We start from the raw sequence: 12,370 nt of genomic DNA, 5'->3' as shown, positions 1-12,370 counted from the left end.
GCGCAACGGTCAATTCAGAATTACTGATGCCGGGCAGGATGCTATGTCAAAGGATAGTGCGCAGCTTTCGGTAATCATCTGCAACTACAACTATGCTCAATTTGTAGCGAGCGCAATTCGCAGCGCCCTTGCTATAGATTGGCCTCGCGTAGAAGTCATAGTTGTCGATGATGGCTCGACCGACGACTCTCCCGAAATCATTAAGCAGTTTGCCGAAGACGGGGTGAAGGTTCTCCTGCGCCCCAATAGAGGTCAGGCGCGGGCCGCCGAAGAAGGATTCCTGTGCAGCTCCGGCGATTGGATCATATTTCTTGATTCGGATGATCTGCTGGATCCGTCAATAGCTCAAGAAGCCGCCAAGGTCATGACGCCGGGTTGGTCAATGATCCAATGCCAAATGAGGGTCATCGACAAAGATGGAAATGTTCTCGGAATTGGTTTTCCAAAATACCTAGCAAGCACGACGCCAGATCGGATTCGTCATTGGGCCTCGCAAACAGATTCTTACCCTACGCCGCCCAATTCAGGGAATCTTCTGTCTCGAAAATTTCTAGCAAGGCTGTTCCCACTGGAAGAAGGCGTTGATAGATGGGTGGATAGCTATTTCCTCTCTACAGCTCCGTTTCTGGGCGACGTCATTAGCCTTAGCATGCCGCTGGTCTCGTATCGGGTTCACGGTGCGAATGACGGCGCTCAAACTGATCTTGATCTGTCAAGGATCAGACGTGACCTCAAGAGACATCTCACACGCTGCGAATACGCAACGAGAATTGCTCACAAGTATGGCGTCCCACTGGATTCAAATCGATGGAGGTTTGGCTTCTACAACTTGGCGATGCGAGTGGCGTCACTGCGGCTCGGCCCCGATCAACATCCGATTGCCAAGGATAGCATCGGCAGATGTCTGGCCGATGGGATAAGATCCGGGGTAAGGGCTCAGGGATTGAGCGCAGCCAGGCAGGTCGGGATGGTTCTCTGGCTTTTTTCGGTTGCGCTGCTGCCGAGATCGTTCGCTCGTAATCTCGTCTCTTGGAGGTTTGCTCCGCTTTCCCGCCCACGATGGCTTCAGGAGCTTATTCGATCGGCCTAATGCTCGCCTGACAGGCTATTTCTGCAAAATCGAATATCGAAATATCTTTACTCCCGTCATCGTCCCCAAAATCACGTCGGATCTACCATAGCTGCCGAGAACTGCATCCGTGCACCGCTCTGAGTTGGTGTAACAGACCTTGATCTTGATCGTCCTGGAACAGTTGTTCTTCACGCTGACGACGTGATCGATGAGACTCGAATTGACAATATGCGCTCGCGCTGCAGCTTCGACATTCAAACAGGGCCGACCGAGTGCATCGCGAGCGATCGGTGAGTTGGATGGATCGGCACCGCCCTGCATCGTCAACCTGGGCGTGGTTGAGCCGCTTGTCTGAGCAAGAACCTCACGTTTTTCCGTGGCAATGATAAGCGCAACAGTGAAGATACAAGCTGCAATTCTCAAACTGAGATTGAAAGTCATCGCCGCGAAAATCCGCTGATTTCGACGCCCGGCACACTCACGCTGATCCCGTCGTAGGCAAGCGCTCTGGCAAATGTCTCGCGCGAGTTGATATCGACCTGCGAAAGGCTTGCCAGCAGCCGATCCCTGTGGGCCCAGCCCACGGTTGCTATGTTGGCCGAGGCGCTGTCCGTGAAGCCGCTATTGACCAGCGCCGCAAATTCCGACACTACCTTTTCCTGCAATGATTCATTCAATTGCGCGAGAATAGCTAGAGCCAGCTTGTTGCGCCGTAGTGCAATCCAGCCCTCCGTCGCAGCCAAATCATATGATTGGTGGAGGTAGGCCAGGCTCCTCTCCTCAAAACCGTTCTGAAGGTTGCTACCCCAATAGAGCATGAGCCACAGATAAGCGTCGGAAGGGTTAAGGCAGAGCGAGAGTTTCGTCTTCTGCTCGGCAGCCGTCAGCTCTCTTTCAGATTCTTCCAGGCTTTGTCGTTGTATTGTCTTCTCCGCGATACGAAGCTTGATAAGTGCTTCCGCGCGTTCAAGAGCGGGGTGATTCAGGGTCTGTCTAGCCTCGCGATCAATATTAACCAATACACTGGTTAGAACCCCTGGTTTGAAGTGCTGCCCAGCGATGATCGACTCAATCACACTGCGGGCAGGAACTGCTCGCCAGAAGGACGGGAAAGCGAAGAACGACCAAAGCGAACCGGCAAAGCCGAGCAGCAGCAAGGCCCCGCGGACGCCAACTTGCGTGACGTATCGACCGCTACTCGCCATACCCGTACCGAGCGTAGTACTTCTGGTAGTAGTAGCGTCCTTGATAAGACTCGTAGCGAGCGAGCAGCTTGGTATCAGCCTTGTTCAACACCACGCCGAGAAGCTTATTCTTGACCTCTGGTGCGTTTCGCAGGTTATGGAGCACGACGTTCTTGTTCGTCTTCCCCCACTCGACCACGTAAATATAACCATCGACATAGGGGGAGGTGACGCGCGCGTCGACAACAGGCGCCATTGGGGGCATGTCGAGTACCACATAATCAAACTTCGAGCGCAGAAAGCCCATGAGCTCGCGCATTGGCTTAGAACCTAAGACTTCATTGGTATGGAGCAACTTCGAAGTTGCGCCGGCTGGTAGAATCGCGAGCTTGGTTTCCGGGTCGATTACTAAGACATTTTCGAGTTGCTCCCGCTGCGCTACAACATCGACCAGTCCCGCTTGCGCGTCCGGCACCAACTCACGCGACAGCGACGGATTGCGAAGATCCGCATCGATCAAGATAACTCGGGCACCCCCATGCGCCATAAGCTGCGCGAGATTTGTAGAAAGAGTGCTCTTCCCTTCATTCGGCAGTGTGGAAGTCACCGCCAGTATGCGATTCTCGCGCACGATAGAATTAAAGTCCACTGCCACCTTGAGGGAGCGTATGGCTTCAGAGAAGCGGGACAAGGGATTGTCCACGACGTAGCGCAACAGGTCAGACTGCGGATCATCTGTCTTTCTAGCGAACTTATATGGGACGCTCGAGAGTGGCGCAGCGTTGCGAAGGGCCGGGAGCATTGCAATGCAACTCGTACCAAGCGTTTCCTCCACCTGCCGCGTGGTTCGGAACACATTGTCAGTGATCTCGCGCGCTATCGCAGCGCCGAAGCCGAGCACCAGGCCTGCCACCAGTGCCGCAATAAGAATGATTGAGGACTTTGGAGAGCTCTTCGCCAGTGGCGGCGTCGCCGCGCTGATGATACGTGCTTCCGTTATAGGAAAGGATTGCTGCTGCACTGATTCCATATAGCGCTGTAGGAAGTTGTCGTACATCGCCTGGTACGACTGAGCGTTGCTCTCGAGCTCGCGCAACTGGATCTGCGCCTGGTTCGTGAGCTGGGATTCCGAAACGACGCTGGCGAGACTCGACTTGATTGCATCCTCGCGAGTCTGCGCAATATCGTAGTCACTCTTGTAGGATTCTTGGATACGCTTGAGCTCGTCTTGAATGTTTTTCTTGATTTCTGCCATCTGTCGGCGAAGATTGACTGCAGCCAAGTGATCCGCGCCATATTTCATGGCCCAGATCGATTCCTTGGATGCCATGTCGACGTATTGCCCCCGCAGCTTGACGATGGTGTCGTTCTTTAGCGCGTCGCCGACGTTAGCATCCGGAATTCCTTGCTTAACGATGTCATTCATGCGGTCGAGACGCGCCTTAGCCTCAGCCGTCGCCGCATGCGCCATAACCAACTGACTGTTGACCTCCGCGAGTTGCTGCTCGTTCATCAGTCGCCCGCCGCTATCGACAATGTTGTTGGCGATCTTGAAATCCACCACCGCCTTTTGAGCGACTGAGGCTTGCGTCCGCAATTCCTTAATCCGGTCCTGGAGCCAGACGCTGGCGCGACGAGTGGCCTGATATTTCGCCTCGAGCTGATCAACGATGTAGGCGTCGGCGATAGCGTTCGCGATGCGCTCGGCCTTTTGCGGATCACGCGAAGTAAAGCTGATCTCCATCACATAGGTGAGGCCAAGCCGCCTGATGGTGCGGTTGCTGGCGAACCGCTCCAGCGCCTTGCGCCTCAGCTCGAATTCCGATGGTGCGCTGGCCGAGGAGAACAGGCCCGTGACCGAGCTCATGATGGCCCCGAGCAAGCCAGCGCCGCTGCCGGTGAACTCCGGATCTTCCGTAAGGTGCAGGTCGCGAATTACGGCGAGGCTGATGTTCTCGGATTTAAGAATTTCAACTTGGGTTTCTACCGTCGCGGAATCGATCGCAACATCGCCGAGCATCGATTGCTGCTGAAACAGCTGCACCTTGCGGGTGTCGATGACCATCGAGGCCGTGGAGGTGAACAGCGGCGCGGCGGTGAAGAGATAGAGCAGCGCCAGGATCACGCAGGCCGAAACGATCGCGACGATGGTCGGGAACTGGCGCCTGACAATGTCGAGATAGAAAGTCAGCGTCTGCGACGGAGAGCCGTCAGCCTCGGCGAAATCACGGTTGATCTCCGAGGGCGGCTTGTTCACCTGCAACATCTAGCAATTCCTGAAAATGGATCGATGTGTGTTCTTGGGATCAATGGTGGCCAAAGCCAGAGGGCGTCCGGCGCAAACCCGATGCCAAAAGCCGCGCTGCACAACACTAGCACAGGCGTGCCTGCAATTGAACGCGGTGGATGCACTGCGCAGCACGGGTTGCGCGACTTTTTGCATGAACCTTAACGGCACAAAAGCAAAGCGGCGCCTGCTGGCGCCGCTGCCGAGAAATATCATAGCCGGCCGCGCGGGCTGGTTTCGGTCAGCGCACTGGGCTGACGCTGTTAGCGGCGCTGCCGACGCCGCCGCTGCCGGTGTTGGGCGGGTTGTTGGCGTTGGTGTTGTTACCAAACACGACGACTCCACCACCACCGCCGCCCGTGGGGAAGCCGTTGCCCGTGGGGCCGCCTGCGCCGGTGCCGCCGCCGCCAGCGCCGCCACCGGTCGCGGCGATCGCGACGTCGCCGGTCGCGGCCTGATAGGCGGCGATCACGTCGGGGTTGCCGGTGCTGGCGATCGCAGCCTGGATCTCGTTGGCGTAGGCTTGGTCCTGCTGCGCGGCCATGCGGGCGACCTGGGCGAGGCCGGCGACGATCGCGCGCATCTGGTCGGTGGTGGTCACGGGATCCTTCAGAAGGGCGATCAGGCCGGGCACCGTGGTCGGATCGGACGCTCCGAGGTCGCGCACGCGCGAGATCATCTGCGGGCCACCAGTCGGATATTGCTGCAAGAGGCTGTTCGGGGCAGCTTTGAAGTCGGAAATGACGGTGGCCGGCAGCTGGCGCTGCGGCGGGTAAATGGCAGCGCTCGCGGCCGACGAGATCGTAACGGCGAGGGCCGCGGCTGCAGCCATGCGAAGCGCAATCCTGTTAAAGCTCATGAATCAAACCTCCAAAAAATCGGCTGCCCCGATCTGCTTCCTCGGCCCGGGCAATATGGCTGTGCAGTGCAAGAACCTAGCGAAAGAAAGAAGGGCTGTCCAATTATACTAAAAACTTCGTAAACGGCGCAACTACTTCAAATCTAGACAGTTTTGTGAAGCTCGGGCCCAGCGCGGGAAGCTGGAGGCGCGGTTGCAAGGTGGCCCTCGCCTCGCGGTGCGGTGGCGCCGGCGCCCGCGCTCGCGCGGCCCTCCCGACTCGAAAAGGACTGTGCCAGGCCGGCGCCGAAAAGCGCAAAGAAAGGAATGCTGTAGCCGGGCATCTGGAGCGTGAAGTCGAGGCACGAATGCAGCAGCGACAGCGTCGCGGTCGCCGCGGCCGAAAGCGGAATGATGACGTCGCGCCGGCGGGTGAACACACCCCGCGCCAGCACGAGCAGCATGACGGCCCAGCCGAGCGCCACCAACAGCGCCATCGGGATGCCCACCTCGGAGGCAAGCTCCAGCGGCGTCGAATGCGCCGCATCCCAAACGCCGCGAATCGAGATGTTGGGGCTGCGGTAGGGCGGGAAGGCCCATTGGAAGGTGCCCATGCCAGTGCCGAACCAGGGATTGTCGGCGATGATCCGAAGCGTCGATTTCCAAGCCTCGATGCGGCCCTCGTCGACCAAGCCCTGGCTGTCGAAGCGGCTGGAGACGCGGCCGCCGAGCAGCTGCAACAGGCCGAGCGCGACGGCGGCGCCGGAGCCGAGCGAGATCCAGATGCCGGTGCGCGGCGGCAGGTCCTTCCTCAGGAAAAGCGTGAACGCGACGATCATCGCCAGCAGCGACAGGCCGACGCCGGCGCGCGAGGTCGTCATGAACATCGCCATCAGGCAGATCAGCAGGCATGCGAGTTGCGGAAGGATCTCTCTCGGCGGGATCGCGCGCAGGTCGAGCGATAGACGCCGCCACTCGATGTGCCGCTCCGGCAGGCGGCGGCGGACGTCTTCCAGGATCAGCAGCATCCAGATCACCGCGCAGGAGCCGAAATAGGCCGCGGCCGTGTTGCGGTTGATGAAGGTGCCGGTGACGCTGCCGAGATAGGCCGTCTTGTCCCGCCACAGGATCATGGTGGGCTCGATCAGGAACGAGAGCACGCCGTAGAGCGCGTAGGCCGCGCCCGATATCGCGATCACCCAGAGCAGGCGGCGCGCGCGCATCCGATCGGCGCCGATCGTGATGCCGAGCACGATGGCGAGGATGTTGGCGAGCGGCGCGCCGAGCGCGAAGAACGCCTCGTTCTTGACGATCGACGCCGACGGAGCGATCGGGACGCCGAGCAGATCGGAGGCCTGCTTCCAGATCGGCTGGAACGGCGCGATGAAGGGATGATCGGAAAGCTGCTCGTGCAGCACGAAGGCATAGGCGGCAACGATCACGCCGATGCCGGCGAGCAGCCAGAGATGTGGCCTGCGCAGATCGCGCGTCGGCGCGAAAATCACCGCGATACCGAGACACAGGCACCAGAACGCGATCGACAGATCATTGGTCGAGCCGAACGGAAACGGCGCGCCGGCGGCCACGAAGAACAGGATGAAGACCGCAGGCAGGCTCCATGACCAGAGAATCTTGGGAAGCCGAAGGCGCATCGTTATGTCTTGCGAGCTTTGCTCTTGGGCTTAGAGGAAGCAATCGATCGGATAGATCTTCAGATCCACGTTGAGGCGGCTGCTCCGGCTCTGCGCCCGGAACGCGTAGAATAGTCCAAAGCTATCACTCCCCTGATCGAGTTTTATTCCGGGGGTTAATTCGTCGGGCGGGACCAGGACGCCGATGTGCCGGTTGATGGCGGATATCTCGATCCGCCCCTCCCCTTGCGCAAAATGCCCGCCGAGTTGGGTCACGGTAACCTTCGGCAGGCCACGGCGCTGATGGCAGACATCCTCCTCCCAGAGCTTGGTCTGCTGCACCAGTGGCTTGCCCGGGCCATCGGGCACGACGATGTCGGGGAAGGACGGGCGCAGCATCCCGAAGAACTTGCTCTCCTTGGAGTTTGCCGAGAGGCGGACGGTGAAGGACAGCTCGCCCCTGGCGCCCTTGAGGCGCGACAGGACGGGAGCATCCGGCTCGGCGGAAACCATCACATCGATGCGATGGCGGACGCCCAGCTCCGCGGCAGCGCCGAGCACCGGCCCGACCGGTGCAAGCGCGACGGCGAAAGGGACGAGAGCCAAAAGATGCCAGAATGCTCGAAAGCGCATGAAGCCCTTTGCAACAGGACGGGATGACCGGCGGCGGGCGCGTTTCTACTCGATGACGCCTTGATCCGAACCGGCCCGCCGGCCGGCGACAATACCGATTGGACCGCTAAACGAAAATGGCACCGGGACAAAGCCCCGGTGCCATCGTCATTGGTCGGTCAAGTCGGCGTCTTACGGCGCCAGCTTGATGTTGTTGCGGAAGATCAGCGCATCGTTGCTGACATTGATGGCATCCGAGCCAGTCGCCATGATCACACGCAGGTAGTTCAGGAACTTGGCAACTTCGACGTTGCGCGAGTTCGAGACATAGATGATGTCGCCGTTCTTCATCATGACCTTGGTGGCGAGGAAGAAGCCGCCGGGATCGCGGAAGTTCACGTTGAAGATGACCGGGATCGTCTCCGAGGTGTACTTGCTCACGTCGATGCCAAGCTGGGCCGCAACCTCGCGCGGCTCGCGGCGATAGAGATAAACGGCCGCCGGATCGGCCTGGCCGTCCAGGAGACCGCCAGCCTTGCCGACCGCTTCGCCGAGATTGATGCGCCAAGCGTCGAAGTTGAACTCGCCGCTCTGGCCGCTGGCGCCGAACGCCAGGAACTTCTGCTGCTCGCGATAGACGTAGATGCTGTCGTCGGGCCGCACATAGACGTTGTTCTCGGGCGCCATCACGAGATTCTCGAACGGCACGGTGGCCCGCCGTCCGCCACGCTCCAGCATGACCCAGGTCTCGAAGCCCTGGCCCTTGATGCCGCCGGCGCGGGTGATCGCATCGAGCACGCGATCCTTCGCGCCCGCCGCGCTCGCGGGATAACGCGCGGGCGAATTGACCTCGCCGAGCACGCTGATCAGCTGGGTGCGCTGCGAGGACATCGCCACGACCGCTTGCGGCTCGATGGCGCGGTTGCCGATCCTCTCGACGATCGCGCGCTGGATTTGGACGGCCGTCAGGCCTGCGGCCTTGATCTGACCGGCATAGGGCACGGTGATGAAGCCGTCATTGTCGACCGACTGATCCGGGATCGTCACATAGTTACCCGGGCGGACACCGGCTTCCGCCGGGATGAACAGACCGCCTGCCGCGGCTTCGAAGATGGTGACGCTAACGACGTCGCCGATGCCGAACACGATGCTGGCGGGCGGGCGGCGGTCGGTGAACACGCCGGCGAGGCCCTTGGGCTCGTGGGTGTGCAGGATCTTCACGGTCGCCGGATTGAGCGGCACCAGCTCGTAGGCCGGCGCGTTTTCCGTCTGGATCTTGTTGTTGACGTCGTCGGTGAGCGGTCCCGACCCGGGATTGGTCGAACACGCCCCGAGCGCCAAAGCAGCCGCCAGCAACGCAGGCATCAACACGTAGGTCTTGGCAATAGATGACATGAATCGCGCCCGAGGGTCCCCAATTGACGTAAATTGGTACGGCCTAGGGGGTGGTGCGACAAGTGTTCCCGGTGGTTAACGGAGCGATCCGCTGGCTACTGTTGCGTACAGGCCACTCTTTGGGGCTTGGTTTAACCCTTTGTGACTATTTGTTGTATTTCGTGTGCCCGGTCAGGCAGCAAATCGCCCCGGTTGCGGGCCAAGTGTGTCGACCGCGAGGCTTCTTGGGCGTGCCACCGTTTGCTAAGGCTGGGCCATTAAGAAGAGGAATTTCCGTGTCTGGCCTCCTTCTGATCCTGCTGTTGGCGGGCTCCCTTCTTGGCGCCGCCGATCGCGCATGGGGCCCCGCCGTCGCCTGCCCTGGCAGCGCCCGGGCGTGGTGTCGCGGCGCGGCCGTTGTTGAGGTGGCCGCCCCTGCGTCCACGTCCGCCTGGAAATTCACCCGGACCCAAGGGTCCAAGGATGGCGAAAGCTTCGCGGCCATCATGAAGACCGCCGACACCACCCAATCGGACCCGGACTTCGCCGGCCTGATCGTGCGCTGCGCCCCGAAGGGCAAGGTCGATGTGCTGGTGGCCTTGATCCGGCCCTTCCCGCCCCGGAGCCGCCCCAAGGTGACCATTGCCGCAAGCGGCGGCGGCACCCTGAGCTTCGAAGGCAGCATGGCGGCCGCGGGAGCGGCCGTGCTGTTGCCCGACGAGGTCTCGGCCTTTGCTGCCGGAAAGTGGCAGACGACGGCCTCGCTGTCCGTGGTGGTCAGGGAAGGCGACAGCGAGATCAAGGGGATGGTGGCGCTCAACGGGCTGCGGGAGGCCTATCATTCGCTGCTGGCAAATTGCGGCCAATAGGCTAAATTTAGCCATACAACTTAAGGGTCTTTTTAGGCGGAGAATCTAGGGTCCGGAGCACGGAGAGTGTTTCGGATGACCGCCTTTTTGATTTTCAGCTTTCTCACAGGTGCCGTGCTGGGCCAACGCTTTCGCGTGTTCGTGCTCCTGCCGGTCACATTTGCGCTGGTGCTCACCATGCTGCCGGTCAGCATGATGACCAGCCTGGGCTTCCTTGACGGCATGAAGGCTGCGGCGTTCGCCGCCATCGCCCTCCAAGGCGGTTACCTCTTCGGCTCGGGGGCGCGCTTTGCCCTTGCCGCCGCACGCGCCACCCGCGTCTTCGGTCGGCCGGTCAAGGCCACGCGCTGATCGCAACGCAAGCCTCTGTTTGAAAACGCACCGCCCGCTTGTATGGTGACCTGACCGTTTCAGGATTCGCTTCGAGCGCGCCGTTTGTCCCTCGCTTATTTTGCCCTCATCGTCTCCATCGTTTCCGCTTCCGCTCTCGAAATCGCCGGCGCCTCATTGGGCGCGCAGCTGGGGTCGATCGCCGCAGCGCTAGGCCTGCTGGCCGCGGCCTCGAGCTCGCGCAAGGCCGACTACGAGCACTATCTTCGTGCGACCTCCTGGGGCCGCTGGATTCTGCTCGCCATTCCGCTGTGCATCGCGGCCCAGCTCGCTCCGCTTCCGCTGCGCTTTGCGCATCCGATCTGGGCCAGCGCTCACGAGGTAATCGGTGGCCTGTCGCTCGGGCCGATCACGGCCGATATCGGCTTGACGGTGAATGCGCTGCTGCTGGCGCTGGCCGCGATCTCATTGCTTGGCATCGCGATCCTGGTGGTCCGCAACCGCGGCCGTGCCGAGCTGGTTCTGTTCGTGCTGAGCGGCGTAACCGCGATCTCCGCCTTGATGTTGGACCTGCATCGGCTCTCGCCGGCGCTTGCCGGATCCGTCCCCCATGACCTCACGACGAGCCTGGCCGGGCTCGGCCTCATGCTCAATCTGGCGGTGATGCAGCTCGCCGCTGAACGGGCGGAGACGCATCATTCGATCGTTCGCTCGGTCGCGATCGGACTTTGCGGTCTGGTCGGAGCCTTGGTCAGTGCCGCCGCGATCTTTGGGCTGTCCGGGACCAACAGCGCCATCGCGGCGACCTTTGGCGTCGTGCTGATCCTGCTGATCCTCGTGATCCGCAGGCTGGATCTGTCGCCATTGGCCGCGAGCGCGTTGTCGGTGGCAGCCCTGATCGGCGCGGCGATCGTGCTGACCTTCCTGTTCGAGAAGAGCTCCGGACCGATCCTCCTGCGCCTCGTTCCGGAGATGGGGACCGAAGCGAAGGCCGCGCTTGAGCGGATGCTGGCCGACACCCGCTGGTTCGGCGCCGGCGCCGGGACTTTTGCTGCGGTGGGCAGAATCTATCAGAGCGATGCCGGCGCCGTCCTGACGGCGCCCTCGGCGGCCACGTCGGTGTTCGCGGGGATGGGTTGGGTCGGCTTGGTCGCCATGATCGCGGTGAGCCTGCTCGCTTTGGTCCGCCTGTTCGTCGGCGCCCTGCAGCGCGGACGCGACTCGTTCTTTCCGGCGGCGGCCGCGGCCTGCGTCCTGTTTGCGCTGGTTCAGAGCTTTGCCGGTCCCGGATTGCTGCACCCGGCAGCAATCCTTTGCCTTTCGGTGATCTTGGGACTGGGGCTGTCGCAGAGCGTCAGTCAATCCGGATCACGATAGCGCGCGGGTGATCAGACCGCGCGGTCGCCGAGCGAGGCCCAGTAGTTCGGATTCTTGGGCGACTGAATGCGGACCCAGCGATAGGGCTTCTTCGACCACGGCATGATGTGGCCGGAGAGATTGTCCAGCACGAGATCGCCGGAGAAGGTGCGCACCACGACCACGAGATGATGCTCGCCCCAGCTGGTCACGACCTCGCTCAGCAGCACCGAGCGCGCCGGAAAGCCCTTGGCGATCAGATCGTGGCGTTTTGTCACCGCGTAATCGTTGCAGTCGCCGCTTGCCGGATGCAGCAGCCATTTCTCGCCGCGCAGCCCTTCCAGATTGGCCTCGGGACGGATCGCGGTGTTGACCCGCTGGTTGACCTCTTGCATTTGCGCCATGCGCTCGGCCGTCAGCTTCAGGCGGCCGCCCCGGAAGACGATCCGCTGCGGCCGCGGCTTGCACTCGTCCTTGTACTTCAGGCAGAAGAGCGTGAACGCCATCGGCGGCAGCGTCGGCTGGTCGAACTTGATGTAGTGGATGGCACCACGCAGCCCCAGGGGCGCCCCGACGAAGGCGGCTTCCGCTTTCTGCTGCACCCCCGCAGCAACGACGATGGCGGCGACGGCCGCCAGGAACTTCACAACTTTGCGCATGTCGCGCTCCCCGTTCTTGTTGGGGAGACGCTACGCGAGACCTCTTGAAATACGGCTCAAAGGCCACGCGAGGCTTTAATCAAAATGCGGGCTCATCGGTCGGAAACAATTAAGAATACCGGTGTGTGACTTGTTCTGCTAAGAGCGGTCACGACGTT

The 12,370-nt window shown here is 61.1% G+C and carries 12 protein-coding genes; 4 read left to right on the top strand and 8 right to left on the bottom strand.

Features of this window, described 5'->3' with window-relative positions; genetic code table 11:
• Nucleotides 1-43 precede the first annotated feature (43 nt).
• Nucleotides 44-1,090: a glycosyltransferase family 2 protein gene (locus tag GA0061099_RS25675; protein ID WP_074448106.1), complete on the top strand. Its 1,047-nt coding sequence runs from the start codon at nucleotides 44-46 to the stop codon at nucleotides 1,088-1,090.
• Nucleotides 1,091-1,105: 15 nt separating this feature from the next.
• On the opposite strand, the gene GA0061099_RS40295 is transcribed toward GA0061099_RS25675, so the two are convergent.
• The 7 genes from GA0061099_RS40295 to GA0061099_RS25645 all read right to left on the bottom strand — a co-directional run bounded on the left by GA0061099_RS40295 (nucleotide 1,106) and on the right by GA0061099_RS25645 (nucleotide 9,019).
• On the bottom strand, nucleotides 1,106-1,513 hold the full coding sequence (locus GA0061099_RS40295) for a hypothetical protein (protein WP_141697671.1): 408 nt from the start codon (nucleotides 1,511-1,513) through the stop codon (nucleotides 1,106-1,108).
• On the bottom strand, nucleotides 1,510-2,229 hold the full coding sequence (locus tag GA0061099_RS25670; RefSeq protein ID WP_141697670.1) for a hypothetical protein: 720 nt from the start codon (nucleotides 2,227-2,229) through the stop codon (nucleotides 1,510-1,512). The genes GA0061099_RS40295 and GA0061099_RS25670 overlap by 4 nt, the downstream gene beginning before the upstream one ends.
• A gap of 37 nt (nucleotides 2,230-2,266) precedes the next feature.
• The gene (locus GA0061099_RS25665) at nucleotides 2,267-4,522 is read right to left on the bottom strand and encodes a polysaccharide biosynthesis tyrosine autokinase (RefSeq protein WP_036011236.1); all 2,256 of its coding nucleotides are present in this window, start codon (nucleotides 4,520-4,522) and stop codon (nucleotides 2,267-2,269) included.
• 262 nt (nucleotides 4,523-4,784) lie between these two features.
• Nucleotides 4,785-5,402, bottom strand: coding sequence for a hypothetical protein (locus GA0061099_RS25660; RefSeq protein ID WP_036011239.1), 618 nt, complete (start codon nucleotides 5,400-5,402; stop codon nucleotides 4,785-4,787).
• 143 nt (nucleotides 5,403-5,545) lie between these two features.
• Complete coding sequence (locus GA0061099_RS25655) at nucleotides 5,546-7,033, bottom strand: O-antigen ligase family protein (protein ID WP_036011242.1); 1,488 nt, start codon at nucleotides 7,031-7,033, stop codon at nucleotides 5,546-5,548.
• 30 nt (nucleotides 7,034-7,063) lie between these two features.
• The gene (locus tag GA0061099_RS25650; protein WP_240538166.1) at nucleotides 7,064-7,573 is read right to left on the bottom strand and encodes a hypothetical protein; all 510 of its coding nucleotides are present in this window, start codon (nucleotides 7,571-7,573) and stop codon (nucleotides 7,064-7,066) included.
• A gap of 243 nt (nucleotides 7,574-7,816) precedes the next feature.
• A complete protein-coding gene (locus GA0061099_RS25645) occupies nucleotides 7,817-9,019 on the bottom strand; it encodes a polysaccharide biosynthesis/export family protein (protein ID WP_036011246.1) in 1,203 nt (400 codons plus the stop codon).
• A gap of 275 nt (nucleotides 9,020-9,294) precedes the next feature.
• On the opposite strand from GA0061099_RS25645, the gene GA0061099_RS25640 reads away from it, so the two are divergent.
• The 3 genes from GA0061099_RS25640 to GA0061099_RS25630 all read left to right on the top strand — a co-directional run bounded on the left by GA0061099_RS25640 (nucleotide 9,295) and on the right by GA0061099_RS25630 (nucleotide 11,574).
• Nucleotides 9,295-9,867, top strand: coding sequence for a hypothetical protein (locus GA0061099_RS25640; protein ID WP_240538167.1), 573 nt, complete (start codon nucleotides 9,295-9,297; stop codon nucleotides 9,865-9,867).
• 75 nt (nucleotides 9,868-9,942) lie between these two features.
• Nucleotides 9,943-10,218, top strand: coding sequence for a hypothetical protein (locus GA0061099_RS25635; RefSeq protein WP_036011249.1), 276 nt, complete (start codon nucleotides 9,943-9,945; stop codon nucleotides 10,216-10,218).
• A gap of 84 nt (nucleotides 10,219-10,302) precedes the next feature.
• Complete coding sequence (locus GA0061099_RS25630; protein WP_036011252.1) at nucleotides 10,303-11,574, top strand: hypothetical protein; 1,272 nt, start codon at nucleotides 10,303-10,305, stop codon at nucleotides 11,572-11,574.
• A gap of 11 nt (nucleotides 11,575-11,585) precedes the next feature.
• Here GA0061099_RS25630 and GA0061099_RS25625 read toward each other — a convergent pair whose 3' ends face one another.
• Nucleotides 11,586-12,212, bottom strand: coding sequence for a transglutaminase-like cysteine peptidase (locus GA0061099_RS25625; RefSeq protein ID WP_036011255.1), 627 nt, complete (start codon nucleotides 12,210-12,212; stop codon nucleotides 11,586-11,588).
• Between the last annotated feature and the right edge of the window lie 158 nt (nucleotides 12,213-12,370).

The sequence above is a fragment of the Bradyrhizobium yuanmingense genome (assembly GCF_900094575.1).
In the GTDB taxonomy this organism is placed as follows: domain Bacteria; phylum Pseudomonadota; class Alphaproteobacteria; order Rhizobiales; family Xanthobacteraceae; genus Bradyrhizobium; species Bradyrhizobium yuanmingense.
Note: the sequence above shows the minus strand (reverse complement) of the source record. Positions and strands in the feature narration are given on the sequence as shown.

What these genes read in the sequence shown, in the direction of transcription:
- GA0061099_RS25675 (WP_074448106.1), top strand. Translation starts at nt 44, where the DNA reads ATGTCAAAGGATAGTGCGCAGCTTTCGGTAATCATCTGCAACTACAAC.
- GA0061099_RS40295 (WP_141697671.1), bottom strand. Translation starts at nt 1,513, where the DNA reads ATGACTTTCAATCTCAGTTTGAGAATTGCAGCTTGTATCTTCACTGTT.
- GA0061099_RS25665 (WP_036011236.1), bottom strand. Translation starts at nt 4,522, where the DNA reads ATGTTGCAGGTGAACAAGCCGCCCTCGGAGATCAACCGTGATTTCGCC.
- GA0061099_RS25660 (WP_036011239.1), bottom strand. Translation starts at nt 5,402, where the DNA reads ATGAGCTTTAACAGGATTGCGCTTCGCATGGCTGCAGCCGCGGCCCTC.
- GA0061099_RS25655 (WP_036011242.1), bottom strand. Translation starts at nt 7,033, where the DNA reads ATGCGCCTTCGGCTTCCCAAGATTCTCTGGTCATGGAGCCTGCCTGCG.
- GA0061099_RS25645 (WP_036011246.1), bottom strand. Translation starts at nt 9,019, where the DNA reads ATGTCATCTATTGCCAAGACCTACGTGTTGATGCCTGCGTTGCTGGCG.
- GA0061099_RS25635 (WP_036011249.1), top strand. Translation starts at nt 9,943, where the DNA reads ATGACCGCCTTTTTGATTTTCAGCTTTCTCACAGGTGCCGTGCTGGGC.
- GA0061099_RS25625 (WP_036011255.1), bottom strand. Translation starts at nt 12,212, where the DNA reads ATGCGCAAAGTTGTGAAGTTCCTGGCGGCCGTCGCCGCCATCGTCGTT.